The following is a 23,315-nucleotide window of genomic DNA, read 5'->3' as shown; positions in this document are numbered from 1 at the left end:
CCCGATCCATGGCCGCAAAGCCTAAGAAATCCCCCGCCGCCGACGCCAAGCCGGCCAAGTCCGCGAAACCCGCTGCCACGCCGGCCCTGGCCGATGTGCGCGCCAAGATCGACGAGATCGACCGCACCATCCAGGCGTTGATCGCCGAGCGTGCGCAGTTCGCGCACCAGGTCGGCAAGGCCAAGGGCAAGCTTGCCGCGGCGGTGGACTACTACCGGCCCGAGCGCGAGGCGCAGGTGCTGCGCATGGTGGTGGACCGCAACCAGGGCCCGCTCAGCGACGAAGTGCTGGTGCACGTGTTCCGCGAGATCATGTCCGCGTGCCTGGCGCAGCAGGAGCCGCTGAAGATCGGCTACCTGGGGCCGGAGGGCACCTTCAGCCAGCAGGCGGTGCTCAAGCACTTCGGCCGCTCGGCGGTGGGCCTGCCGATGGCCACGATCGAGGAAGTGTTCCAGGAAGTGGAAAGCGGCAACGCCGACTTCGGCGTGGTGCCGGTGGAGAACTCCGGGCAGGGCACGATCCAGGTCACCCTGGACATGTTCCTCACGTCCAACCTGAAGATCTGCGGCGAGACCGAGTTGCGCGTGCACCAGTTCCTGCTCTCGCGCAGCGGGCGGCTGGACGCGATCGAGCGGATCTATGCGCATCCGCAGTCGTTCGCGCAGACCGCCGGCTGGCTGCGCGCGAACCTGCCCAAGGTGGAGAAGATTCCGGTCTCCAGCAACGCCGAGGGCGCGCGCCGGGCGCGCAATGCCGACGATGCGGCGGCGATCGGCGGGGAGAGTGCGGCGCATGTGTACGCGCTGAAGAAGGTGATCATGAAGTCGATCGAGGACGACGCGGACAACACGACGCGCTTCCTGGTGATCGGGCGGCAGATCTTCCCGCCGTCGGGGCACGATCGCACGTCGGTGCTGGTGTTCATCCACGACAAGCCGGGTGCGTTGTTCGATGTGCTCAGTCCGTTCGCGCGGCATGGGATCAGCATGAATCGGATCGAGTCGCGGCCGTCGCATCAGGCGAAGTGGGAGTACGGGTTCTTCATCGATCTGGCGGGGCATGTGGAGGATGAGGCGATGAAGTTGGCGTTGGCGGAGTTGAAGGCGCATTCGGCGCAGATCAAGGTGTTGGGGTCGTATCCGGTGGCGGTGCCTTGAGGTGGTTGCGCTGTTGTTTCGGCTCTGACCGTGGCGGGGCGCTTTGGCCACGAGGAGATGTACATCTGTTGTAGGAGCGGCTTCAGCCGCGACGGGGCGTTCTCGGGGAAATGAACTCTTTTTTCAATAGCAACAGCTTTAACGGCAACAGCTAACGGCAACAGCTTTCGCGCTTGCGCGCGAGTTACTTTTCTTTGCTTGTGCAAAGAAAAGTAACCAAAAGAAACACACCCCCGGGCGGGCTGCCCCGCGCTGCGCGCGGGGTCCGCGGACACGACGGGAATTTTCGGAAGGCACATCCATGTGCCTGCCGAAAACGACGCGCATCCTGCGCGCCGCCCCTCGCGGGGTTTTACCCGCCGTGTCCGCCAGCCCTCACGGGGGATTGAGAGCAACAGCGAAAGCAAGAACAACGGCAACAGCAGGAACAACAGCAAGAGCAAGAGCAAGAGCAACAGCAAGAGCAACAGCAAGAGCAACAGCAAGAGCAACGGCGGTGGCTGACTTGGTGTAAGCGTCGTGGCAGCAGCGCAAGCGCGCTGTAGCGGCGCCGATGTCGCCGGGTGGTAGTGGATCTTCGGGTGGTTGGACTTTCAGGAACGATAATGAGCAACGAGCAAGGCTGGATCGCAACGCGCGGCACTGCGCTGCAGGGCACGCTGACGGTGCCGGGGGACAAGTCGGTGTCGCACCGGGCGGTGATGTTCGCGGCGTTGGCCGATGGCACGTCGCGGATCGAGGGGTTTCTCGAGGGCGAGGACACGCGTTCGACGGCGGCGATCTTCGCGCGGCTCGGGGTGCGGATCGAGACGCCGTCGCCGTCGCAGCGTGTCGTGCATGGCGTGGGCGTGGATGGGTTGCAGGCGCCACAGGGCGAGCTGGATTGCGGTAACGCCGGCACCGGCATGCGTCTGCTCGCCGGTCTGCTCGCGGCGCAGCCGTTCGATAGCGTGCTGGTCGGCGATGCGTCGCTGTCCAAGCGGCCGATGCGGCGGGTGACCGAGCCGCTGGCGCTGATGGGCGCGCGCATCGACACCGAGGCCAATGGCGTGCCGCCGCTGCGCATCCACGGCGGCCAGCCGCTGCGCGGCATCGACTTCGTCTCGCCAGTGGCCAGCGCCCAGGTCAAGTCGGCGGTGCTGCTGGCCGGTCTGTATGCCGACGGTGTCACCACGGTGCAGGAGCCGCATCCCACACGCGACTACACCGAGCGCATGCTGTCCGCGTTCGGCGTGGAGATCGAGTTCGCGCCCGGCCAGGCGCGCCTGCGCGGCGGCCAGCGTCTGCGCGCCACCGATATCGCGGTGCCGGCGGACTTCTCCTCGGCGGCGTTCTTCATCGTCGCTGCCAGCATCATTCCCGGCTCGGACATCACCCTGAAGGCGGTCGGGCTCAATCCGCGCCGCACCGGTCTGCTGGCTGCGCTGCGCTTGATGGGCGCGGACATCGTCGAGCACAACCACAGCGAGCACGGCGGCGAGCCGGTCGCCGACCTGCGGGTGCGCTACGCGGCGCTGCGCGGCGCGACGATTCCCGAGAGCGTGGTGCCGGACATGATCGACGAGTTCCCGGCGCTGTTCGTCGCTGCCGCCGCGGCCGAAGGGCAGACCGTGGTCAGTGGCGCGGCGGAGCTGCGGGTCAAGGAGTCGGACCGCCTGGCGGCGATGGCCACCGGGCTGCGCAGCCTCGGCATCGTCGTCGATGAGACCCCGGACGGCGCCACCATCCACGGCGGCACGCTGGGTGCCGGGACCATCGAGAGCCACGGCGACCATCGCATCGCCATGGCCTTCGCCATCGCCGGGCAGTTGGCGCAAGGCGAGGTGCGGATCCAGGACGTGGCGAACGTGGCGACGTCGTTCCCGGGTTTCGACACGCTGGCGCGCGGCGCCGGCTTCGCGTTGCGCACCGCCTGACCGCCTGCGCAGCACCGGCCGCGTGCAAGCGCGGCCGGCGGAAGAGGCAAGTCTGGTTTCGGAACGTCAGTGCGTCGGCTGCGGACGCGGCGGGTCGTTGGCGGGTGTCGACGGTGTCGCCTGGGTAGCACGGGAGCCGCTGCCGTCGTCGTCGCGGTCCACCGCCAGCCACCAGCCGGCCACCGCCAGAGCCAGTGCGATCACGATCATCCAGGCCCACGGCGACCCGCGATCGGCCCGCGCATGTGCTTCCCTACGCGCAGACGACGGGCGGGCGGGGCGCTTCCACGCGTCCAGCGGCTGTGTCGACTTGTACGGGGTGGGCATGGCGGCAACTCCGGTGCCGTGGGACGGGTCCAGTGTCACCCAGGACCCGCCTCGGGGGTGTCACCCCCATGTGAACGCCGCCCGCGTGTCCGGGCGGCGGTTCAGTTACGGACCCGGCTTGAAGTCGAACGGAATCTCGATGCTGGCCGGCACCGCACGGCCGTTCTGTTGCGCCGGGCGGAATTTCCAGCGGCGCACGGTTTCCATCGCCGCGCGGTCCAGATCGCGCGAGCCGCTGCGGCGGAGCAGGGCCACGCCGGCGGGCGCGCCGCTGGCATCGACCTCGACCCGCACCACCACCGTGCCGGCATCGCCACGGCGCAGCGCCGCCGGGGGATAGCGCGGTGGCGGGGTCTGCCCTTCCAGCGGCACCGGGCGGTTGCCCGGTGCCAGCGCGGTGGCCGTGTTGCCGGCGGCATCGCCGCCTGCGGCCGGCGCCGGCGCTTCCGTGGTCGGCGGCGGCGCCGGTGCGGTCTCCACCAGCTTCGGCGCGTCGCCGGCGGGCGCGGGCTTGGCCTGCGGCATGCTGCTGGCGGCGCTGCCGGCGGGCAGTGGCTCGGGCAGCGGCTTCACCTGTTCGGTTTCCTGCTGCACCTGCGCCGGCTGCGGCTTGTAGAAATCGTTGTCCTTGCGTCCGACCAGCCACACCACCAGGAACAGCAGCAGGCCGGCGGCGAAGGCGATGCCGACGATCGCGAGCAGGCGCCGCGGCAGATGCAGCACGATGCCGGACTTGGAGGACGAGGGCGACGTGGACATGGGACTCACCGTAGGGAACCGTTCGATTCTGGCATAGCCGCGGTGAATCGCGCGCCGCGGCGGGCGCGAGTCGGCAAAACCGCGACGGACAGGCGATAATCCCGGGTTCGTTCCCCTGGCACCCCGCGCCCATGCTCGATCCCGCTCTGCTTCGCCAACAGCCCGCCGACCTCGCCGAGCGCCTGCGCACCAGCCGCGGATATGCGCTGGACGTGGCCGCCCTGGAGGCCCTGGAGGCCGACCGCAAGCGCATCCAGGTGCGGACCCAGGAACTGCAGAGCCTGCGCAACAGCCGTTCCAAGGCGATCGGCCAGGCCAAGGCCAAGGGCGAGGATGCAAGTGCGCTGATGGCCGAAGTGGCCGGCTTCGGCGACGAGCTGAAGGCCTCCGAGCAGCGCCTGGACGAGATCCGCGCGCAGCTGGAGACGCTGGCGCTGGAGATTCCCAACCTGCCGCAGGCCGACGTGCCCGCCGGCAAGGACGAGGCCGACAATGTCGAACTGCAGCGCTGGGGCACCCCGCGCAGCTTCGATTTCGAGGTCAAGGACCACGTCGAACTCGGCGCGCGCCACGGCTGGCTGGACGGCGAGTCGGCGGCCAAGCTGTCGGGCGCGCGCTTCACCGTGCTGCGCGGGCCGATCGCGCGTCTGCACCGCGCCCTGGCGCAGTTCATGCTGGACCTGCACACCGGCCCGCATGCCTACCAGGAAACCAACGTGCCGGTGATCGTCAACGCCGACAGCCTGTACGGCACCGGCCAGTTGCCGAAGTTCGAGGAAGACATGTTCGCCACCGCGCTGGGCGAACAGAAGCGCTACCTGATCTCCACCTCGGAAATCTCGCTGACCAACCTGGTGCGCGACGAGATCGTCGAGGCCGAGCGCCTGCCGTTGCGCATGACCGCGCACTCGCTGTGCTTCCGTTCCGAGGCCGGCAGCGGCGGCCGCGACACCCGCGGCATGATCCGCCAGCACCAGTTCGAGAAGGTGGAACTGGTCAGCGTGTGCCGCCCGGAGGACAGCGCCGCCGAACACGAGCGCATGACCCGTTGTGCCGAAGTGGTGCTGGAGACGCTTGGCCTGCCGTACCGCAAGATGCTGCTGTGCACCGGCGACATGGGCTTCTCGGCCAGCAAGACCTACGACCTGGAAGTCTGGCTGCCGTCGCAGCAGACCTATCGCGAGATCTCCTCCTGCTCCAACTGCGGCGATTTCCAGGCGCGGCGCATGCAGGCGCGCTGGCGCAACCCGGCCACCGGCAAGCCCGAACTGCTGCACACGCTCAACGGCTCCGGCACCGCGGTCGGCCGCGCCATGATCGCGGTGATGGAGAACTACCAGAACGCCGACGGCTCGATCACCGTGCCCGACGCGCTGCGCCCTTACATGGGCGGGGCCGAGCGGATCGGCTGATCGCTCGGGCCCGGGGTGTCCGCCCCGGGCGCGCCTCGCGTCGCCGTTGCGGCGGCGACGCTCTTCTGTCCGTCCCTGCGCTCAGGCAAATTGTCCTGATGCGGGCAGTGCCCCGCCTTGCGCCACAAGTGGGGCTTCGGCCCGGATGGGGCAGGGCGTTCGCTTGGAGTGGCCACTGCAGCAGCGCCGCGGCGGCGTTCCGCGTGCGCCGAACTCCCGTCCCCGTCACTTCGCGCTAGCCCGGCCGGGGTTACCCTGCGCGCGTCTACATCCGTGCCTGAGCCACCGCGCGAGCGCGACCGGCGTCCCTGCAGCGCAAATCGTTGTAGGAGTAGAATGAACCGGATCCGATTGTCCCCATCGTTCTAAATATCGAAAGAACATGCACGACCTCAACGATCTGTACTACTTCGCCATGGTGGTCGACCACGGCGGGTTCGCCGCCGCCGAGCGCGCCCTGGGCATCCCCAAGTCGCGCCTGAGCCGCCGCATCAGCCAGCTGGAGAGCGACCTGGGCGTGCGCCTGCTGCAGCGCTCCACCCGCCGTTTCGCCGTCACCGACCTGGGCATGAGCGTGCACCGCCACGCCCAGACCATGCTGGCCGAGGCGCAGGCCGCGCGCGAAGTGGTCGACCGGCTCAGTGCCGAGCCGCGCGGGCTGGTGCGGGTGAGCGTGCCGGTGTCGCTGGCGCAGATGCAGCTGCCCAAGCTGTTGCCGATGTTCCTGGACCAGTACCCCAAGGTGCGGCTGCAACTGAACATCAGCAACCGCCGCGTCGACATCATCAACGAAGGCTACGACGTCGCCCTGCGCGTGCGCTCGCGCCTGGACGACGACGGCAGCCTGGTGATGCGCAGCTTCGGCCAGGTGCAGGAACTGCTGGTCGCCAGCCCCAAGTACCTGGATCGCGCCGGCCGCCCCAAGGACCCCGAGGAACTGACCTCGCACGTCACCCTCAGCATCAGTGAGGACGAAGCCCGGCAGCGCTGGGAACTGCACGGCCCGGCCGGCGAAGTACGGCGCGTCGACCTGCAGCCGCGCGTGGCCGGCTTCGACTTCCCGCTGCTGCAGTCCATGGTCAAGGACGGCTTCGGCATCACCCTGCTGCCCGAGACCGTTTGCGCCGAAGCCGTGCGCAACGGCGAACTGGAAGTGGTGCTGCCGGAATGGTCGCTGCCGCAGGGCATCTGCCACGCCGTGTTCGCCTCGCGCCGCGGCCTGCTGCCAGCGGTGCGCGTGTTCATCGACTTCCTCGCCGAACACCTGCCGCGCCAGATCGAGGCCTCGCGCCTGGACTGCGGCGGCAACTGCCCCGAACGTACCAAGGCCCGCCACTCGACCCTGGGCGCGATGGCGGTCGAGGCGGGTTGATCCAGACGCCGGCCTAGCACGTCGGTCGAGCAAAACTGCTGCGGGCGTGCAAAAATGCGCGCCCGTGCTGGTGGGTTTGGGTTCGGGGTGCATGTGGGGCCGTCGGCGGCACCGACCGCGTCGAGCGGGACAGGCACTGCAGCGTCGCGCTTCCGCGGCGTTGTGCTTCAAGCGGCTGCGATGCTCTTCCGTAGTACCGCTGCGTTCGCAAACGGAGAGATGGCCGAGCGGTTTAAGGCACCGGTCTTGAAAACCGGCGAAGGGTCAAACCTTCCGTGGGTTCGAATCCCACTCTCTCCGCCATTTCCAGTTACTTATTAAATGGCGACGCATGATTGCTGGTGTGACTCTGGCTCATTTGCAATTTTACAGCTTTTTAATAGTGAATCCCTGGGATCGATGCGATGAATTTTATTTGCTCATGTTTGGAGTGCGCGTCTGAGCGAAAACATGGGTTCCTCTATGTGCCTTTTCATCAGCAAGGTATTTATCGCGTTACTTGTGGAAATGGGCATCGGATTGTTTTCATCGTTCAGGAGCATCCCTTTGAAGTTCTTTTTCATATCGCTTCCAATGCTGTAATCGACGGCTATTATCGAGAGGCCATCACATCATTTGCGGCAAGTCTTGAAAGATTTTATGAGTTCACGGCTCGGGTTCTTTTGTTGGCGCGAGGCTTGGATCACTCGCTGATCGATGCGTCGTGGAAGGTAATCACTGATAAGTCTGAGCGCCAGTTGGGAGCCTACATTGCTCTTTGGTCCGCTCGCTTTATGGAGCCTCCAAAGATGCTGTCAGGATCACTTGTACAGTTTCGCAATGATGTGGTGCATAAGGGCGTAATACCGACCCAAGATAAGGCGCTTGATTTTGGACAGGCCATCCTGGAGTTGATTGCGACACAGCGTGACAAGCTAAAAGCCTCTTGTCATGCGGAAATTAATGCTGTTGTGATGAATAGGAATGCCGGTTTGATTAGCTCAGTCGCCGGCGAGCCAAAGGTCGGAGTTGCTACTGTGGACTCGGCGGTGGGACTTTCGTCTTCTCAATCGGAGCCTCTAAAGCAAGTCATCGAACGTATGCGGCGAGATCGTCATGATATCGATATGGCTGTAAAGGCTCTCGATGGCTTTTCGCGTCAAGTTGATGGCTGCTAGGTCTCGAAGAAAATATGGCGACTTTGAAGTCGCGTCCTGCGCTAAATCGGCACCGGATTTCTCATTCATTTCGTAAGTTGTAACTTCTCGTGCCCCGGTGCTACCGTCCCCTCGAGCTTCCAAAAGGGTCACCTGGTTTGGCGAGCAAAGCGTCTCTAGGACAGTGGCGGACACGGATGCTGGCCGGGATCGGTGGCATTGCCGCGATCGTGGTGGGGTGGGGCATCGGCTTGTTCGAGGCCAAGGAGGCGCCGGTGCCGCCCGCGCTGCAGGCCGGAAAGGACGTCGCCGCAGGCGAATGGTCGCTGCGCTTCGATCACGTAGAGAGCAGCGACCGGTTACCGGATGGCGAGGTGGTGTCGCGCGACGGTCGCAAGGCGATCGTGCTGTATCTGCAGGCCACCAATCGCACCACGCAGACCAGCGGATCGCTGGTGCAGGCAGTGGCGTTGAAGACGCCGCCGCGCGGTGCCGATGCGCGGCCGACGGCCTATCTGTTGCGCGATCGTGCGGCGACCACCGAGTTGCAACCTGGCCTGCCGGAACAGGTCGCTCTGGTGTGGACGTATCCGGCGACGGAGCAGACGGCTGCGCGCCTGCGCTTCGACGTCACCGCCAGGACTTTCAAGGCCTTCGACAATCTCTACGCGCAGCCGCTGTGGACCGATCCGCATCCGGTCGGGGTCGTGGAACTGCCGCTTGGCGCAGCGCGTGCCGGCGCACAGGCGGGTGAACCGTGAAGCGGCTGGCTGGCATCGCGATCCTGGTGCTCGGCTTCGTGCTGCTTGCCGGGATGCGCTGGACGATGCCGCGCTATGAGCGCATCACCGGCCCGATCGCGGTGTCCGGAGCGCCGGGCGGCTGGGTGCAGACCGACAATCTGGCCGTGGACGCCGGCACGCCGCAGCTCGCGCACACGATCCGCTTCAAGGCGGCGGGCGCGGTGCAGCAGCGCGACAGCGGTGGCGTGTGGCTGGTGGTGCCGGTGCGGTCGAAGGTCGCGCGCGCGACCGCGCGCGTGTACGGCCGGGTCTGGGCGACGCCCGATGGGCGTCGTTATCGCGCCAGCGCCCGCGCGGAGATGGGCGATGCGGTGTTGTCGTCGATCAAGACGCTGCAGCCCGGGCTGGAGCGCAAGGACGTGCTGGTCTTCGAACTGCCGACCGCGCTCGCCAGGGCCGGCGGCACGCTGGTGCTGTCGGAAGACCGCGACCCGCAGCTGACGGCCGAGGCGCAGGTGCGTTATCCGCCGCTCTCGCCCGCGGCGGCGGTCACCGATGTGCTCGATCTGGATGCGCTGCATGCACGCCTCTGACCGCGACGTGGCTCCGGCCGCTTCCGAGCGGCGCATGCGCTGGCTTGCACTGGCGGCATTGGTGGTGCTGGTGCCGTGCACGATGGCCGCGATCGGCTGGCGCGACGTGCGGGAACTGTTGCATGCGCGCGAATGGCGGCCGGTGGATGTGGCGATGGCGCAGACCGTGGACTACGACGGCGCCGCCGTTCGGCTCGCGTCGGTCGATGTGCTGCCGCTTGAGCCAGGACTGCCCGCCGATCGTACGTTCGTGCGCACGCGGCTGACGCTGGTGCCGGGTGCATCCGGCGCGCAGTGGAGCGATTGCACGCTCAAGCTGGTCGACGGTGCCAGTCGCTCCTGGTCTGCGATCGATACCGTACCGGACCTGTTGCAGCGTGCCCTGGCCAAGCCTGGCGAGTCGCCCGGCGTGGCCTGCGATGGATTGGCCGTATCCGCGGCCAAGCCGGGCGTGCCGTTGGCGATCGATGGCTACTACCTGGTGCCACGTGCGGTGGCTGCGCAGCTGCAACTCACCGTGAGCACGCGCGGCGGTCGCCCGCACTATCTGCGTTTCGCGCGGGGGCAAGGCCATGACTGAGTTGGCGCTGCGTGGTGGGCCGCTGGGACTGATCGGCGACACGCTGCGGCTCTGGGGTCGCTACCTGCCGCAACTGCTGGCCGTGGCGCTGGCCGGCGTGTTGCTCAACGAACTGCTGCTGCAGGCCGCGGTGTGGATCGGCTACCAGAACCGGCTCGCCGGCTTGCTGTCGCTGACGCTGGTGGTGCTGGTCAAGCTGGTGATCTTCGTCCTGCTGTTCGAAACGCTGCGCCCGGCCTTGCCCGGGATCGCCAGTGCGGCGCTTGCTGACCAGACCGACGCGACGACAGCACAGGACGAAGGCAGGGCGCGCTGGCGCCGCCTGTCGGCGATCGTTTCGCAGGCGCTGGTGCCGTTCTTCGCCTATTACGCCGCCTGGGGTTTCCTCGGCGAGACGATCCGTGCCTACGGGCGCGAGGGCTTGGGGCAGTTCAATCCGTTCGGTCCGACCTACCGCGGGTCGCTGTTCGAGGTGTCCGGCGGCTGGTGGCTGGCGGCGTCGGTGGCGTTGCTGTGGCTGATCCGGCGCGGCGCGAAAAAACAGAAGCAGCGCAGCGCGCATCCGGCGTGGAACGTGCTGATCGTGCTGTGCGAGGCCGGCTGGACCTTCGTCGGCATGTACGTGCTCACCGAATGGAAGGGCGGCGTGTTCCGCTGGCTGGCGCATCTGCGCATCGCCGATCTCGGCCAGCACCTGTGGCAGGGCATCAGCCATCCCATCGGTGTCGCGCATGCCGCGTTGCCGGGCGCGGTGGAGCAGGCGCCGCCGGGCGTGGCGGACACGTTGGTGGTGATCTTCTTCTCGGCCTTGTTGCCGGTGGTCTGGCTGGCATTGGCTGCGCTGATCTACCGCTACGACGTGCACAACGCCGAATTGAATGCGCCCGGCAAGTGGTCAAGCAAGGTCGACGGCACGCTGGGGCTGTGGCGGAAGCTGCCGACGTGGTTGCGCGACTTCATCGGCCATTTCTGGGCGGGCACCGTGTCGCGCTATCGCGCTGCGGCCAACAGCGTGCAGTTGGCCGGCGCCACCGGGCTGGCGGCCCTGGTCACCCTGATCGTGCTGTATCGCGCCCTGGACTGGGCCTCGGCCTGGGCCTGGATGGGACTGACCCGGTTGATCGGCCCGCACCCGCAGGTGGTGTGGCAGACGATCGCCAATCAGCTGTCGGTGGTGCTGGGCACGCCCAGCGATCCGGGCGATGGCATCCTGCCGCAGACGCTGAAGATCTGCCTGCTCGCGGCGACGCTCGAGCGCGCCTTCCGTGCGGGGCGGAGCTGGCGGGCGTTGAAGTAGTTCGGAGCATCGCGTCGTTACGTGACGACGCAGCCCTGGCGGATGTCCTGGCATCGGCGCGACGCGGAGATGGTGGGACAGTAGGTGCACCCAGGCGGTCAATGCACGGTCGGGCCTTTGCGTCACGCTGGCGGACGCGCGCTTGGCGCTCGTCACCTTTCCCTGTGCGGCGTGAAACAGAACGAAATGCAGCGGTCAGTGCAGTGCTCGCATGCCCCTGACGACTGGAGACGATCGTGGCAGCGCGCGTAGGACGATGACATCCATGCTGCCAGGCCCTGCACGGGTAAGACGCGCTGCACCAGCGCCAACAAAAGCGCCGCGATGGCGAACCATCGCGGCGCTGCAGACCAGGGAAGAAATCAGAGTGGCGTGCCCTTGATTTCCCCCGACGGGAGAAACTGACTCAGCCGGCAGGCGGTGCCTTGGTGTCGCCCGCCTTGATATCGCCCGGCTGGCACTCGCCCAGGCGCTTGCCGTCCATCTTCATGTGCGTCTTCATCGACATGCCGCCCGGCAGGCCGGTGATCTCGGAATGCGATTCGGAAGCCATCTCGGTGGCACTGAAGGTGCCGGTGCTCGTGCCGGCGACCTTGATGTCGCCCATCGTGCAATGCATCTTCGCGTCGATCTTTCCGTCCTTCATGCTGAAGGAGTCGTACACGCAGTTCTTCTGCATCGGCGAGGCGCTGCCGAAGAGGCTGGTGGGATCGTTGATCTGCTCGGCGGTGAGGCAGACCTTGGCGGTGCTCGGCGGCACCTTCGGCATCTGCGGCATGTTGCCGGAGCCGCCGCTGGTCTCGCTGCTCACTTGCTCGACCCGCATCTCCCATTGGCCGGGCTGCAGCTTGGCCGCCTGCACCTTGGCCACGTCGGCGACCGAGGCGTTGGACATCGCGACGTTGTCGCCGTTCTTGTCGCCACCCTTGCTGCAGGCGGCGAGCAGCACACACACAGCAACCGTTGCCGGCATGGTCAGACGCATGAACTTCTCCCTAAGTTATGTGAGGTGCGCGGAGCATAGCCGGGGGCGTGATTAAGATGACGTCGACGCCGGGCGCTGCCGTTGGCGCGTGCCTGGTCACGCGGGAGGCAGCGGAGAGGCTGGATCCGACCGACGCAGGCAGGCGCGTCGGTGGCAGAAGAAGCGGGAAACCCGCGTAATCGCACACCACCACCGCGCTTGCATGCGGGGCGTGGCCGCGCGATCCCCGCGATCATTGCGTATGTTGCCCAGGCACCTGCGCCGTGCACGGACCATTCCGTTCGGCTCTGCTAGCGTCGGCGCCGCCGCGCGTGACCCCCACGCCATCCGCTCCAGGTCCGACCTTCGATGCCCAGCCTCGCCGAACGCCCCGTCATCCTCGAACGCAAACGCACGTTGAAGATGGCCCGCTCCGCCCACGCCTATGTCCGCGGCAACACGCTCAAGTTCTACGAATGGCTGGCGGCGTCGCCGGCGGCGCGGCGCGTGCCGATGGGGCCGGCGATCTGGATCTGCGGCGACTGCCATCTCGGCAACCTGGGTCCGGTCGCCGACGGCGAGGGGCACGTCGAGATCCAGATCCGCGACCTCGACCAGGGCGTGATCGGCAATCCCGCGCACGATCTGATCCGCCTGGGCCTGTCGCTGGCCACCGCGGCACGCGGCTCGGACCTGCCCGGTGTCACCACGGCGCGGATGATGGAGGCGATGATCGACGGCTATGGCGCCGCCATCGAGGATCCGACCCGCGATCACCCCGGTGCCGAACCCGAGACCGTGCGCAGCATCCGCCGCGAGGCCTTCGGCCGGCGCTGGCGGCATCTGGCCAAGGAGCGTCTGCAGGCGGTGGAGCCGCGCATTCCGCTGGGCGAGAAGTTCTGGGCATTGGCGCCGGAAGAGCGCGAGGCGCTGGAGCGGCTGTTCGCCGATCCGGCGGTCGCGCAGATGGTGCTGTCGCTGAAGGGAAAGCCCAAGGATCGCGAGGTGCGCCTGGTCGATGCGGCGTACTGGATGAAGGGCTGCAGTTCGCTCGGCCTGCTGCGCTACGCGGCGATCGTCGGCCTGAAGACCGGCAAGGGCCACTGGTCCTATGCGCTGGTCGATCTGAAGGAGGCGATCGCACCGATCGCCCCGGCAGCGCCCGATGCGCGGATGCCGGCGGACAACGCCGAACGCGTGACCGCCGCGGCGCGAGCGCTGTCGCCCTACCTGGGCAGCAGAATGTTGCCGGTACATCTGCTGGGCCGCTCGCTGTTCATTCGCGAACTCTCGCCGCGCGATCTGAAACTCGAAGTCGACCAGTTCAATCACGCCGAGGCGGTGCGCTCGGCGCGCTATCTCGCCTTCGTCGTCGGCAAGGCGCATGCGCGGCAGATGAAGCCGCGGACGCGCGCCGGGTGGCTAGAACTGCTGAACGCCGATCGGCGCAAGGCCATCGACGCACCGTCGTGGCTCTGGGAGAGCGTGGTCGCGCTCGCCGGCCACCACGAGGCCGGCTATTTGGAGCACTGCCGTCGCTATGCGCTCGCCGCATGAGGACGAATGCGGCGCGGCGAAGGAGCGGGGCCGCGTTCGACAGCGCGTGTCGACCCAACGAAGCGATCTGCGGACGTCGTTGACGGATGAATTTTACCCGGGTATAAATTGCCGAACGTTTCCAGCGTGTCTGCCATGCCCGATCCCCTGCAAATGCCCTCTACCGCCTTCGCCGGCCACCGCATGTGGATGGCCGGGCCGCTGGGCGAGGTCGCATTGGCTGCAAAGCGCGCGGTACTGGCGGGCGAGACGCTGCTGATCTTCGACGACGCCAGCGGCGGCATCGTCGATCTCGATGTGCGGGGCAGCGATGCGGAGGTTCTGGCACGGTGGTCGAGACCGCCGGCGTCCGCCACCGAACGCGACGGCTCTGGCGCCGTCGCCGCCGTCGTGCCGGACGCGGGGGGACACGGCAGAAGCCGCGGACGCCCCAAGCTGGGGGTCGTCGCGCGCGAGGTGACCTTGTTGCCGCGGCAATGGGAATGGCTGGCGTCGCAGCCCGGTGGTGCCTCGGCCGTGCTGCGTCGGCTGGTGGACGAGGCCCGCAAGGCGACGCAGCCACGCCAGCAGCGTCGCGCTGCGCAGGAGCGCGCATATCGTTTCATGCAGGCGCTGGCCGGCGATTTGCCCGGTTACGAAGAGGCGCTGCGCGCACTCTTTGCGGACGATCGCGCCGCATTGGAACACCGCATCGCCGGTTGGCCTGCGGATGTCCGCGCATATGCGCTGCACCTCGCCTTCGACGCCCCCGCTGGCGCGTCTTCGCCCCCCATATCTGGAGCGCCGCATGCATGACCCGGGCCGCACGCGTTATCTCGAACCGACCCAGGACGCCGGTCGCCGCTTCCTGCAGCGTGGCATGACTGCGTCGCTGGTGATGCTCAACCTGCTGCGATTTCGCGAGGTTGCCGATTACGCGCAGCATCCGCAACTGGCACCCGCCGTGCCCATCAGCGGCGCGCAGGCGTTCGATCGCTACATCCGGCATACGTTGCCGCACCTGCGCGCGAGCGGGGGCGACCTGCTGTTCCTCGGTCGCGGCGGTCCGTTCCTGATCGGCCCCGACGACGAGCGCTGGGACATGGCGATGCTGATCCGGCAAGCGAGTCCGGCGGCGTTCGTCGGCTTCGCCAGCCATCCCGCGTATCTCGCCGGTCTTGGGCATCGCACTGCGGCGCTGCAGGACGCGCGCCTGTTGCCACTGTCCGAGTGTTCTGTCGGATGATCGGCGATGCTGGAGCGATCGGCACTGTACAACGCGTACGCGTCGAAGGCCTCGACATCGCATGGGACAGCGTGGGCGATGCCGATGCCGAGGCGGTGCTGCTGATCTCCGGATTGGGGACGCAGATGATTCGTTGGACCAGCTCCTTTTGCACGGGGCTGGCAGCCAGGGGCTATCGCGTCATCCGCTTCGACAACCGCGATGCCGGTGCCTCCACTCACTTCAGCACGTGCGCAGTGCCGGATTTCGCCGAACTCGCCGCCGCACTGCGGGCCGGGCGACGGCCCGAGACGCCGTATACGCTCGCCGCAATGGCCAGCGATGCGATCGGACTGCTCGATGGGCTGGGCGTGGCGCGTGCGCACATCGTCGGACGCTCGATGGGCGGCATGATCGCGCAGATACTGGCAAGCGATTATCCGCAGCGGGTGCTGTCGCTCACCTCGATCATGTCGAGCACGGGAAACCCCGCGCTGCCACAGGCGACGCCGGAGGTCATGGCGCTGATGTTGGCGCCTGAACCCGATCCCGCGCACGATCTGGACGGCTATCTGCGAGCGCGTCTGGCGTTCGCGCGCCGGCTCGCGGGCAGGCGGTATCCGTTCGATGCTCAAGCCCATCGTAAGCTGCTGCTGCAGGAACTGGCGCGTTGCCGTGGCACGGGCGGCACGGCACGGCAGATGGCGGCTGTCGCGACGGTCGGCGATCGGCGCGCGCGCTTGGCCACCATCGCCGCGCCCACGTTGGTCGTTCACGGCAGCGACGATCCCTTGATCCTGTCGGCCTGTGGCGAGGACACGGCGCACGCGATTCCCAGCGCCAGGTATCTGCCCGTGCCGGGCATGGGCCATGATCTGCCGCGCGGCTGCGAGCGCCTGCTGATCGAGGCGATCTGCGCGGTGGCGCGCGGCTGAGGGAGTGTGCGTGGGGGCGGCGGCGATCAGTGCATCGATCGGATGCGCCGAGCGCAGTGCGCCGCCTGCGTGTGTGCTTTTTCGTCCTGGTCGCAGGCCTTGCCTGCAGCGGGGCATGTTGCTGCTTTCGTCCTGGCCAAGGGCCGCCATGGCCGAGCGCACTGCAGCTTGGCGCATGCCGGTGGCCGGGGGGAGTCAGCAGGCGAGCAGGCGATCCAGGTTCAGCGCCATGTCCCAACGGTCCAGCCCCGGGCCATAGCCGTCCGTCATCACGCGTTCGACGCCGAAGCCGAAGCGCGCGTAGAACGCCTGGGTATGCTGGCTGGTGTCCAGTTCGATCCGCGTCACGCCGGCGCTGCGGCGGCAGGCGTCGATCCGGGCCTCCGTCAGTGCGCGGCCCAGGCCCTGGCGGTGCAGGCGGCGGTCGACCATGCCCCAGCCGAAGCTGGCGACGCGGCCGTCGGCACGCAGCGCGTGGCCGCCGCAGGCCACGACCGCGCCGGCGCGGGCGATAACCAGGTAATGCCAGGCACCGGTGTCGTGCTGCAGGAAGCGGTCGAAACCGGCGCGTTCGCTGCGATCGAAGAACTGCGGGACATTGCTGTCGAACAGCGCCAGGCAGGCGGCGTGGTCCTGTATGACATAGCGGCGGATCGTGTTCACTCGGGCAGTGTGCCGCAGGCGGCCAGGCATGTCGTGGCTGCGCCGCGTGGGAGAGGTCGCATCGGCCATTTCCGACGCGAGTGTCGGAAAATTTCGCCGGGCCTGTCCGGGAACCGCAGCGGGGTGGTGTCCGGAAGCGGGAAGGGGGAGGGTCAGATAATTCTGACGTGAGATCAGGATTGTCCTGATAACGCTTTTATCGCCGCACCAGCATACTGGCCCCGGCCTGACGCAGGGACCGTCGCGCGCCTTACGGGGAGAGCGCTGGCAGGTCACTCGACCCTGCGTGCCGAGCCTTGAGTAAGCTCGGCAGGGTTTTGATGACGACACGATGACGTTTCGCGAAGTGCAGATGAGCACTCCGTGAAGCGTCGTCGTTTGTCTACGAATTCGTATTGCCCTGAATAATTCACGCAGATAGTCTGGATGGTGCGGTATCCGCTGCGTTGGGGTTATACGAGATGGCCATCAGGGTTTTTCTGGTCGATGATCACGCTCTTGTCCGTACGGGCATGAAGCTGATCCTGTCGAATCAAACGGATATCGAGATCGTCGGCGAGGCCGACAGCGGTGAAAATGCGCTCCCGCAGATCCGGCAGCTGAAGCCGGACATCGTCCTGTGCGATCTGCACATGCCCGGCGTCAGCGGGCTGGAAGTCACCGAGCGCATCGTCAAGGGCGACCACGGCACCAAGGTCATCATCGTCTCGGTGCTGGAAGACGGCCCGCTGCCCAAGCGCCTGCTGGAAGCCGGTGCGTCCGGCTATGTCGGCAAGGCCGGCGACGCGCAGGAACTGCTGCGCGCGGTCCGCGACGTGGCGATGGGCAAGCGCTATCTCGGCGCCAACATCGCGCAGAACCTGGCGCTGGCCAATCTGGAAGGCGGCGGTTCGCCATTCGATACACTGTCGCCGCGTGAGCTGGAAGTGGCCCTGCTGCTGACCCGCGGCCTGCGCCAGGAAGACATCGCCAAGCGCCTGAGCCTCAGCGCCAAGACCGTCAACACGCACAAGGCGCGCCTGTTCGAAAAGGTCGGCATCCAGGACAACATCGCCCTGGCGCGCCTGGCCACGCAATACGGCTTGCTGGATCCGACGCATCCGCTGTAGTCGGCGTTGCCTGCCGAGCTGACAGGAGAGCGGCCTTCGGGCCGCTTTTGCGTTGTGCTTGCGCCAACGCACGGATTGTTCGCAGAGGATCGATTGCGAACGCGCGTCCGCGGGTATCGCCGACGCCCCCGGCATTGGCGCGTGCCGCGGTCTGACTGGCTGGGTATCGCCGCGGCATCACTTGGCGAAAGCGTGGAGTAGGGACTGCGTGCTCTGCGCGATGCATCATTCGCGGCTGCAGCGAGCGCACAACGACGCGGACGTGCATGGGGTGGTGGGTCTTCAAAACACTTCGGTCGCAGCGTTCCGCGCAGCACGTACTGCACGCATCGCGTGTTTCCGTAGGATCGGCTTCAGCCGCGACCGGCGCATCGGGAAAGCCCCGTCGCGGCTGAAGCCGCTCCTACGAGGGGATGGTGTATCTCGTTGAGCCACGGCAAAACGAGTTTTGCCGTGGCTTTGGAAGGGAAACCCCTGCCGCTGCGCCGAACGGGACGCGCGAAAGACAGTGCGCGTGCAGACGATCGTCTTGAGCCGTAGCGATGGATGCGCTTGACGGGCGCCCACAAAAAAAGCGGCCCGAAGGCCGCTTCTTTCATGCTGCAACGGCAGGGGCGGGGATCAGCCGCGATCCTTGTGCTCGTCGCTGTCCGCCTTGTCCGCGGCATGCGGCGCAGGCGCTGCGGACTGCGCCGCGGCAGCAGCGCGTTCCTTCCGCGCCGCCTCGTCCACAGCCGCGATCTCCGCCTGCGCCGGCGTCGCCGGAGCAGCGATGGACGTTGCGGTGTCGTCGCGTACCGGCGTGACCGAAGCGGCCTCGGTCGACGCTGCGGCCGCTGCCTCACCACTGTGCGGAACCGCCGCCGGTGCCTCGGCGAAGGCGTCGAGCAGGGTGGTCTGCACCGGTGCGTAAGCCGGCTTGGCCGGGGCAGCGTCTTCCGCACGCGGTTCCGCGGGAGCGGTGGGCGTGACGGTGACGGCCGGCGCTGCGCTCGGCGCGACGGTGGTTGCCGCCGGCGTGGTCACGCTTGCCGGATCCTCGACGGTGGCCGTGGCATCCGCCGCGTCCGGCTCGGCGACCGGCGCCTTGGCGGCGGTGGCAGTCGGCTGCTCGACGGCGGTGGTGACCGCCTGCGGCTGCGGCGCGACGGCCGGCGTTGCGGGTTCGGCCGGTGCCGCGGCGCGCTCGGTGGCGACAGTTTCCTGCACGACCGGCTTGGTCTCGGCGACTGCGGCTGCTACCGGTGCGGCAGCGACCACGGTGTCGGCGTGGGCCACGGCGGCGTCGCTGACGCCCTGGGCTGCAGCGGCCGGCGCGGTCGGCGCAGGCGATGCGGTCGCGGCCTCGGCAGGGGCGGCCGGCTGCATCGGTGCGGTGGCCGGCGCAGGCACGGGGTCGGCGGCGATCGGCGCGGGGGCCTGGGCAGCGTCGTCGGCCGGTGCCGGTGCACCGACAGCAGCCGGACGCTCGCGACGCGGCTCGCGCTTCTCCTGCGGCTCGCGCTTTTCCTGCACGGGCGGCTGCGGCTTGGCCGGAGCGGCATCGGTGGTGCCGTCGTCATCGAAGTCGAACTCCGGCTGGCTGCGGCTCGGCGCGGGCGCGCTTTCGCCGTCGCTGTCGCCGGCATCCAGGTCGGCATCGTCCAGGCCGGCGGCATCGCCGGCAGCACCGGCTTCGCCATTGCCACGGCGACGGCGGCGGCCACCGCGACGGCCACGACGGCGGCGGCCGCCGGCGTCGCCGGCACCGTCCTCGCCCTCGGCGCCTTCGCCGGCGGGCACGGCCTGGGCGGTTTCGGCGGCGCTTTCGCGTTCATCGATGCTCGCTGCTGCCGCGGTCTGCGCCGGCTGCACCGGTGCGGCGGCTGCAGCGTCGACGGCCGCAGCAGGTTCCTGCGACGCGGCGATCGCGCCACCGGCGACCGCGGCGGCGGCCAGGGTGGTGGCGTCCTGCGCCGGGGTCACCGGTGCGGTGGCGGCGGGCGCGGCCTGCTGCCTGGCGACGGCCTCCTCGGCGCGCGGCTGCCGCGGCGGCTTGTCGCCCTGTACGGCGGCCTGTGCCGGATCCTGCTGCGGCTTCGGCTGGCGCGGCGGGTTCTGCGGCTGCTGCTGCTGCTTCGGCGGCTTGGGCTGTTGCGGCTGCTGCTGCGGCTTGGGCTGCTGCGTGGCCTGTTCGTTGCGCGGCGCCTTGGGCTGCTGGTTCTGCTGCCCGGCCGGCGCGGCGGCGCCGTTGCCGGCGCGGCGCTCGTCGCGGCGCGCGTTGCCGCCGCCGTTGTTGCCGTTGCCACGCGCGGCATTGCCGCCCTGGCCGCCATTGCGGTTGCCGTCGCGGCGCGCATTGCGGTCGCTGCGATCGCCACGGTCGTTGCGGTTGCGATTGCCGTCCTGCGGGCGCTGGCGCTGTGCCGGCTCGGCGGCGGCCGGGGCCGGGGCCGGGCTCTCGCCGGCGCCGAAGATGCGCTTCAGCCAGCCGACCACGCCGGTGGCCGGCGGTGCGACCGGGGCCGGCGCAACCACTGGCGCCGGTGCCGGCGCGGCCACGGGTTCTTCGACCACTTCGCGCACCGGGGCCGGCTGCGAGTGCTTCACATTGGTCACCGCAGGCGCCGGGATGTTCAACTGCGCCTTGGTCAGCGCGTGCACCGGCAGCTTGCGCGGGGTGCCGCGCTGGTAGCTGGGCTTGGTGCTTTCCTCGCCCAGCTCGTTCTCGCGCAGGCGGGTCACTTCGTAGTGCGGGGTGTGCAGCTGCTCGTCGGCGACGATCACGATCGGCGCGTCGTGGCGCTTCTCGATCTCGCTGAGCGCACGGCGCTTCTCGTTGAGCAGGTAGTTGGCGATCTCCACCGGGGCCTGCACCAGCACCTGCCCGGTGTTCTCCTTCATCGCGTGCTCTTCGGCGACGCGGATGATCGACAGCGACAGCGACTCGACGCTGCGCATGCGGCCGTGACCGTCGCAGCGCGGGCAGACGATCTGGCTGGATTCGCCCAGCGACGGACGCAGGCGCTGGCGGCTCATCTCCAGCAGGCCGAAGCGCGAGATGCGGCCGATCTGCACCCGTGCGCGGTCGTACTTGAGCGCGTTCTGCAGGCGGTTCTCGACCTCGCGCTGGTGCTTGTTGGAGGCCATGTCGATGAAGTCGATCACCACCAGGCCGCCGAGGTCGCGCAGGCGCAGCTGGCGCGCGACCTCTTCGGCCGCCTCCAGGTTGGTCTGGAACGCGGTGTCCTCGATGTCGCTGCCCTTGGTGGCGCGCGAGGAGTTGACGTCCACCGCGGTCAGCGCTTCGGTCTGGTCGACCACGATGGAGCCGCCGGAGGGCAGGCGCACGCTGCGCTCGTAGGCGGCCTCGATCTGCGACTCGATCTGGAAGCGGTTGAACAGCGGGATGTCGTCGGTGTAGTGCTTGAGCTTGCGCAGGCTCTGCGGCATCACCTGCTGCATGAACTCCTGGGCGTCGCCGTACATCTCGGCGGTGTCGACCAGGATCTCGCCGATGTCGGCGCGCAGGTAGTCGCGCAGAGCGCGGATGATCAGCCGCGACTCCTGGTAGATCAGGAACGGCGCCGGCTTGGCCAGGGCGGCCTCGGCGATCGACTTCCACACCTGCAGCAGGTAGTCCAGGTCCCACTGCAGCTCTTCGGCATCGCGGCCGACGCCGGCGGTGCGGATGATCACGCCCATGTCGTCGGGGATGTTCAGCTTGTCCAGCGCTTCCTTCAGCGCGGCACGGTCCTCGCCCTCGATCCGGCGCGAGACGCCGCCGGCGCTGGGCGAGTTCGGCATCAGCACCATGTAGCGGCCGGCCAGGGAGATGAACGTGGTCAGGGCCGCGCCCTTGTTGCCGCGCTCTTCCTTGTCCACCTGGACCACGACTTCCTGGCCCTCGCGCAGCAGTTCGCGGATCGTCGCCTTGTTGTGGTCGACGCCGGCCTGGAAGTAATCGCGGGAGATTTCCTTCAGCGGCAGGAAGCCGTGGCGCTCGCCGCCGTATTCGACGAAGGCCGCTTCCAGCGAGGGTTCGAGCCGGGTGATGCGGCCCTTGTAGATGTTGGACTTCTTCTGTTCCTTGGACGGCTGCTCGATGTCGATGTCGTACAGGGTCTGGCCGTCCACGATGGCCACACGCAGTTCTTCTGCCTGCGTGGCGTTGATCAGCATTCGCTTCATTGTTGCGTTCCTCGCGCTGCTACCGCGCGGAACGCCATGGGGTTTCGCTTCTGGTCACGCTTCGTCGCCCATCGCGCAGGCGCGGGGTGGGCGTCTTGGGTTTCCAGCGCTACGACACCACGGCGAGCCGCGGGAGCGCTTCTTGCTTTTAGGTGGTTCAGGACCGGCGGCGACTCCAGCCAGGCTGGGCGCCGCACGGGGCATGTTCAGCGCGGACGCTTGCGGCGTCCGGCGATGGCCGGGCAGGCCGGTGAGCCGCTAACATGGCCGCCCCGGGGGCGGTGGTCGCGCACTGTGCCGGAATCGTCGTAAGCCGGGCTTCTGGCCCTCAACTAACTTCCAACGAAATCAAACCCTTATCTCGCCCCCCGAGTGTAACAGAATAAACTGCCTGATGACTTCCCCCCCGATCCCTCCAAAGCCGCGCGATGTCGCGACCAGCGCGGTGCGCATTCTCAAGGTCCCGGAAGACAGGGCCGGACAGCGCGTAGACAATTTCCTGCTCGGCCAGCTCAAGGGCGCGCCGCGCAGCCTGATCTACAAACTGATGCGCAGCGGCCAGGTGCGGGTCAATGGCGGCCGCACCAAGGCCGAGCGCAAGCTCGAGGCCGGCGACGAGGTGCGCATCCCGCCGGTGCGGCTGAGCGAGGAGGGCGAGAAGAGCGCGCCGCCGGACGCGTTCATGGCCCGGCTGGAGGCGGCGATCGTCTACGAGGACGCGCGGCTGCTGGCGCTGAACAAACCCTCGGGCGTCGCCAGCCATGGCGGCAGCGGGATCAGTTTCGGCGCCATCGAGACGCTGCGTGCGCTTCGTCCCAATCAGTCGCTGGAGCTGGTGCACCGGCTCGATCGCGACACCTCCGGGCTGCTGATCGTGGCCAAGAAGCGCTCGGCGCTGACCGAGTTGCAGGCGCTGATGCGCGAGGACGACCGGGTCCAGGGCCGTGGCATCAGCAAGCGCTACCTGACCCTGCTGGTCGGGCGCATGCCCGATGGCACCATGAGCGTGGACGCGCCGCTGCACATCGGCCTGCGCCAGGGCGGCGAGCGCCACGTGCAGGTGAACGCGGCGGGCAAGCCGTCGCTGAGCCACTTCCGGGTGCTGGAGCGGCGCGGCGGACATTCCTATTGCGAGGTGCGGATCGAGACCGGCCGCACCCACCAGATCCGCGTGCATGCCCAGCACCTGGGGCATCCGGTCGCCGGCGACGACAAGTACGGCGATCCGGCGGTCAACAAGCGCCTGCGCGAGCAGATCGGGCTCAAGCGCCTGTTCCTGCATGCCGCCTCGCTGGAGTTCAGCCTGGACGACGGCAAGACGCCTTATCTATTGAATGCCCCGCTGGCCGAGGAACTGGCCGAAGCGCTGAACCGCCTCGGCTGAGGCGAGGCTCCTGAACCCGGGAGCGGCATCGCGGCCG

21 protein-coding genes and 1 tRNA gene are annotated in these 23,315 nt (G+C 68.0%); 17 read left to right on the top strand and 5 right to left on the bottom strand.

Annotated elements, in window-relative coordinates; all coding sequences use genetic code 11:
- Nucleotides 1–8 precede the first annotated feature (8 nt).
- The 3 genes from pheA to aroA all read left to right on the top strand — a co-directional run bounded on the left by pheA (nucleotide 9) and on the right by aroA (nucleotide 3,073).
- Entirely contained in the window at nucleotides 9–1,157 is a 1,149-nt protein-coding gene (pheA, locus tag PIQ37_RS00510) for a prephenate dehydratase (protein ID WP_017916069.1), read from the top strand.
- 303 nt (nucleotides 1,158–1,460) lie between these two features.
- Nucleotides 1,461–1,661, top strand: a complete 201-nt coding sequence (locus PIQ37_RS00505) for a hypothetical protein (protein WP_342071948.1) — start codon at nucleotides 1,461–1,463, stop codon at nucleotides 1,659–1,661.
- 101 nt (nucleotides 1,662–1,762) lie between these two features.
- Nucleotides 1,763–3,073 carry a 3-phosphoshikimate 1-carboxyvinyltransferase gene (aroA, locus tag PIQ37_RS00500; protein ID WP_342071947.1) on the top strand — a complete coding sequence of 437 codons (1,311 nt, stop codon included), beginning with the start codon at nucleotides 1,763–1,765 and terminating at the stop codon, nucleotides 3,071–3,073.
- Nucleotides 3,074–3,139: 66 nt separating this feature from the next.
- Here the strand turns inward: aroA and PIQ37_RS00495 are convergent, their stop codons facing one another.
- A complete protein-coding gene (locus PIQ37_RS00495) occupies nucleotides 3,140–3,277 on the bottom strand; it encodes a hypothetical protein (protein WP_342072432.1) in 138 nt (45 codons plus the stop codon).
- Nucleotides 3,278–3,505: 228 nt separating this feature from the next.
- Entirely contained in the window at nucleotides 3,506–4,159 is a 654-nt protein-coding gene (locus PIQ37_RS00490; protein WP_342071946.1) for an energy transducer TonB, read from the bottom strand.
- 131 nt (nucleotides 4,160–4,290) lie between these two features.
- Between PIQ37_RS00490 and serS the strand changes: the two genes are divergently transcribed.
- The 8 genes from serS to PIQ37_RS00450 all read left to right on the top strand — a co-directional run bounded on the left by serS (nucleotide 4,291) and on the right by PIQ37_RS00450 (nucleotide 11,292).
- Nucleotides 4,291–5,571, top strand: a complete 1,281-nt coding sequence (gene serS / locus PIQ37_RS00485; RefSeq protein ID WP_342071945.1) for a serine--tRNA ligase — start codon at nucleotides 4,291–4,293, stop codon at nucleotides 5,569–5,571.
- Between the two features lie 382 nt (nucleotides 5,572–5,953).
- On the top strand, nucleotides 5,954–6,943 hold the full coding sequence (locus tag PIQ37_RS00480; RefSeq protein ID WP_010342573.1) for a LysR family transcriptional regulator: 990 nt from the start codon (nucleotides 5,954–5,956) through the stop codon (nucleotides 6,941–6,943).
- A 213-nt stretch (nucleotides 6,944–7,156) separates the two neighbouring features.
- Nucleotides 7,157–7,246: transfer RNA gene (locus tag PIQ37_RS00475), tRNA-Ser, on the top strand.
- Nucleotides 7,247–7,347: 101 nt separating this feature from the next.
- Nucleotides 7,348–8,100 carry a hypothetical protein gene (locus PIQ37_RS00470; RefSeq protein WP_342071944.1) on the top strand — a complete coding sequence of 251 codons (753 nt, stop codon included), beginning with the start codon at nucleotides 7,348–7,350 and terminating at the stop codon, nucleotides 8,098–8,100.
- Nucleotides 8,101–8,276: 176 nt separating this feature from the next.
- Nucleotides 8,277–8,840: a hypothetical protein gene (locus PIQ37_RS00465; protein ID WP_342071943.1), complete on the top strand. Its 564-nt coding sequence runs from the start codon at nucleotides 8,277–8,279 to the stop codon at nucleotides 8,838–8,840.
- Entirely contained in the window at nucleotides 8,837–9,415 is a 579-nt protein-coding gene (locus PIQ37_RS00460; protein ID WP_342071942.1) for a hypothetical protein, read from the top strand. Before PIQ37_RS00465 ends, PIQ37_RS00460 begins: the two co-directional genes overlap by 4 nt.
- Nucleotides 9,402–9,995, top strand: a complete 594-nt coding sequence (locus PIQ37_RS00455) for a hypothetical protein (protein WP_342071941.1) — start codon at nucleotides 9,402–9,404, stop codon at nucleotides 9,993–9,995. Before PIQ37_RS00460 ends, PIQ37_RS00455 begins: the two co-directional genes overlap by 14 nt.
- Nucleotides 9,988–11,292 carry a hypothetical protein gene (locus tag PIQ37_RS00450; protein ID WP_342071940.1) on the top strand — a complete coding sequence of 435 codons (1,305 nt, stop codon included), beginning with the start codon at nucleotides 9,988–9,990 and terminating at the stop codon, nucleotides 11,290–11,292. The genes PIQ37_RS00455 and PIQ37_RS00450 overlap by 8 nt, the downstream gene beginning before the upstream one ends.
- Nucleotides 11,293–11,698: 406 nt before the next feature.
- On the opposite strand, the gene PIQ37_RS00445 is transcribed toward PIQ37_RS00450, so the two are convergent.
- Nucleotides 11,699–12,277: a DUF3617 domain-containing protein gene (locus PIQ37_RS00445; RefSeq protein WP_342071939.1), complete on the bottom strand. Its 579-nt coding sequence runs from the start codon at nucleotides 12,275–12,277 to the stop codon at nucleotides 11,699–11,701.
- A 348-nt stretch (nucleotides 12,278–12,625) separates the two neighbouring features.
- Between PIQ37_RS00445 and PIQ37_RS00440 the strand changes: the two genes are divergently transcribed.
- From PIQ37_RS00440 to PIQ37_RS00425, 4 genes are all read left to right on the top strand, one after another.
- Nucleotides 12,626–13,813: a DUF2252 domain-containing protein gene (locus tag PIQ37_RS00440; RefSeq protein ID WP_267111896.1), complete on the top strand. Its 1,188-nt coding sequence runs from the start codon at nucleotides 12,626–12,628 to the stop codon at nucleotides 13,811–13,813.
- A 135-nt stretch (nucleotides 13,814–13,948) separates the two neighbouring features.
- On the top strand, nucleotides 13,949–14,608 hold the full coding sequence (locus PIQ37_RS00435; protein WP_170268181.1) for a DUF2239 family protein: 660 nt from the start codon (nucleotides 13,949–13,951) through the stop codon (nucleotides 14,606–14,608).
- A 64-nt stretch (nucleotides 14,609–14,672) separates the two neighbouring features.
- Entirely contained in the window at nucleotides 14,673–15,038 is a 366-nt protein-coding gene (locus tag PIQ37_RS00430; protein ID WP_267096233.1) for a DUF1330 domain-containing protein, read from the top strand.
- Entirely contained in the window at nucleotides 15,035–15,952 is a 918-nt protein-coding gene (locus PIQ37_RS00425) for an alpha/beta fold hydrolase (protein ID WP_267083354.1), read from the top strand. The genes PIQ37_RS00430 and PIQ37_RS00425 overlap by 4 nt, the downstream gene beginning before the upstream one ends.
- Before the next feature lie 195 nt (nucleotides 15,953–16,147).
- Here PIQ37_RS00425 and PIQ37_RS00420 read toward each other — a convergent pair whose 3' ends face one another.
- Nucleotides 16,148–16,615 carry a GNAT family N-acetyltransferase gene (locus PIQ37_RS00420; protein WP_267087245.1) on the bottom strand — a complete coding sequence of 156 codons (468 nt, stop codon included), beginning with the start codon at nucleotides 16,613–16,615 and terminating at the stop codon, nucleotides 16,148–16,150.
- Nucleotides 16,616–17,076: 461 nt separating this feature from the next.
- On the opposite strand from PIQ37_RS00420, the gene PIQ37_RS00415 reads away from it, so the two are divergent.
- Complete coding sequence (locus PIQ37_RS00415; protein ID WP_342071938.1) at nucleotides 17,077–17,724, top strand: response regulator; 648 nt, start codon at nucleotides 17,077–17,079, stop codon at nucleotides 17,722–17,724.
- 621 nt (nucleotides 17,725–18,345) lie between these two features.
- Here PIQ37_RS00415 and PIQ37_RS00410 read toward each other — a convergent pair.
- A complete protein-coding gene (locus PIQ37_RS00410; protein ID WP_342071937.1) occupies nucleotides 18,346–21,894 on the bottom strand; it encodes an Rne/Rng family ribonuclease in 3,549 nt (1,182 codons plus the stop codon).
- A gap of 394 nt (nucleotides 21,895–22,288) precedes the next feature.
- On the opposite strand from PIQ37_RS00410, the gene PIQ37_RS00405 reads away from it, so the two are divergent.
- Nucleotides 22,289–23,278, top strand: coding sequence for an RluA family pseudouridine synthase (locus PIQ37_RS00405; protein WP_342071936.1), 990 nt, complete (start codon nucleotides 22,289–22,291; stop codon nucleotides 23,276–23,278).
- The last annotated feature ends 37 nt before the right edge of the window (nucleotides 23,279–23,315 follow it).

The organism is Xanthomonas protegens (assembly GCF_038442435.1).
Classification (GTDB): domain Bacteria; phylum Pseudomonadota; class Gammaproteobacteria; order Xanthomonadales; family Xanthomonadaceae; genus Xanthomonas_A; species Xanthomonas_A sontii.
Note: the sequence above shows the minus strand (reverse complement) of the source record. Positions and strands in the feature narration are given on the sequence as shown.

Coding starts and splice junctions, on each gene's coding strand:
- pheA (WP_017916069.1), top strand. CDS start 9: ATGGCCGCAAAGCCTAAGAAATCCCCCGCCGCCGACGCCAAGCCGGCC.
- aroA (WP_342071947.1), top strand. CDS start 1,763: ATGAGCAACGAGCAAGGCTGGATCGCAACGCGCGGCACTGCGCTGCAG.
- PIQ37_RS00490 (WP_342071946.1), bottom strand. CDS start 4,159: ATGTCCACGTCGCCCTCGTCCTCCAAGTCCGGCATCGTGCTGCATCTG.
- serS (WP_342071945.1), top strand. CDS start 4,291: ATGCTCGATCCCGCTCTGCTTCGCCAACAGCCCGCCGACCTCGCCGAG.
- PIQ37_RS00480 (WP_010342573.1), top strand. CDS start 5,954: ATGCACGACCTCAACGATCTGTACTACTTCGCCATGGTGGTCGACCAC.
- PIQ37_RS00470 (WP_342071944.1), top strand. CDS start 7,348: ATGAATTTTATTTGCTCATGTTTGGAGTGCGCGTCTGAGCGAAAACAT.
- PIQ37_RS00465 (WP_342071943.1), top strand. CDS start 8,277: ATGCTGGCCGGGATCGGTGGCATTGCCGCGATCGTGGTGGGGTGGGGC.
- PIQ37_RS00455 (WP_342071941.1), top strand. CDS start 9,402: ATGCACGCCTCTGACCGCGACGTGGCTCCGGCCGCTTCCGAGCGGCGC.
- PIQ37_RS00450 (WP_342071940.1), top strand. CDS start 9,988: ATGACTGAGTTGGCGCTGCGTGGTGGGCCGCTGGGACTGATCGGCGAC.
- PIQ37_RS00445 (WP_342071939.1), bottom strand. CDS start 12,277: ATGCGTCTGACCATGCCGGCAACGGTTGCTGTGTGTGTGCTGCTCGCC.
- PIQ37_RS00440 (WP_267111896.1), top strand. CDS start 12,626: ATGCCCAGCCTCGCCGAACGCCCCGTCATCCTCGAACGCAAACGCACG.
- PIQ37_RS00435 (WP_170268181.1), top strand. CDS start 13,949: ATGCCCGATCCCCTGCAAATGCCCTCTACCGCCTTCGCCGGCCACCGC.
- PIQ37_RS00430 (WP_267096233.1), top strand. CDS start 14,673: ATGACTGCGTCGCTGGTGATGCTCAACCTGCTGCGATTTCGCGAGGTT.
- PIQ37_RS00425 (WP_267083354.1), top strand. CDS start 15,035: ATGATCGGCGATGCTGGAGCGATCGGCACTGTACAACGCGTACGCGTC.
- PIQ37_RS00415 (WP_342071938.1), top strand. CDS start 17,077: ATGGCCATCAGGGTTTTTCTGGTCGATGATCACGCTCTTGTCCGTACG.
- PIQ37_RS00410 (WP_342071937.1), bottom strand. CDS start 21,894: ATGAAGCGAATGCTGATCAACGCCACGCAGGCAGAAGAACTGCGTGTG.
- PIQ37_RS00405 (WP_342071936.1), top strand. CDS start 22,289: ATGACTTCCCCCCCGATCCCTCCAAAGCCGCGCGATGTCGCGACCAGC.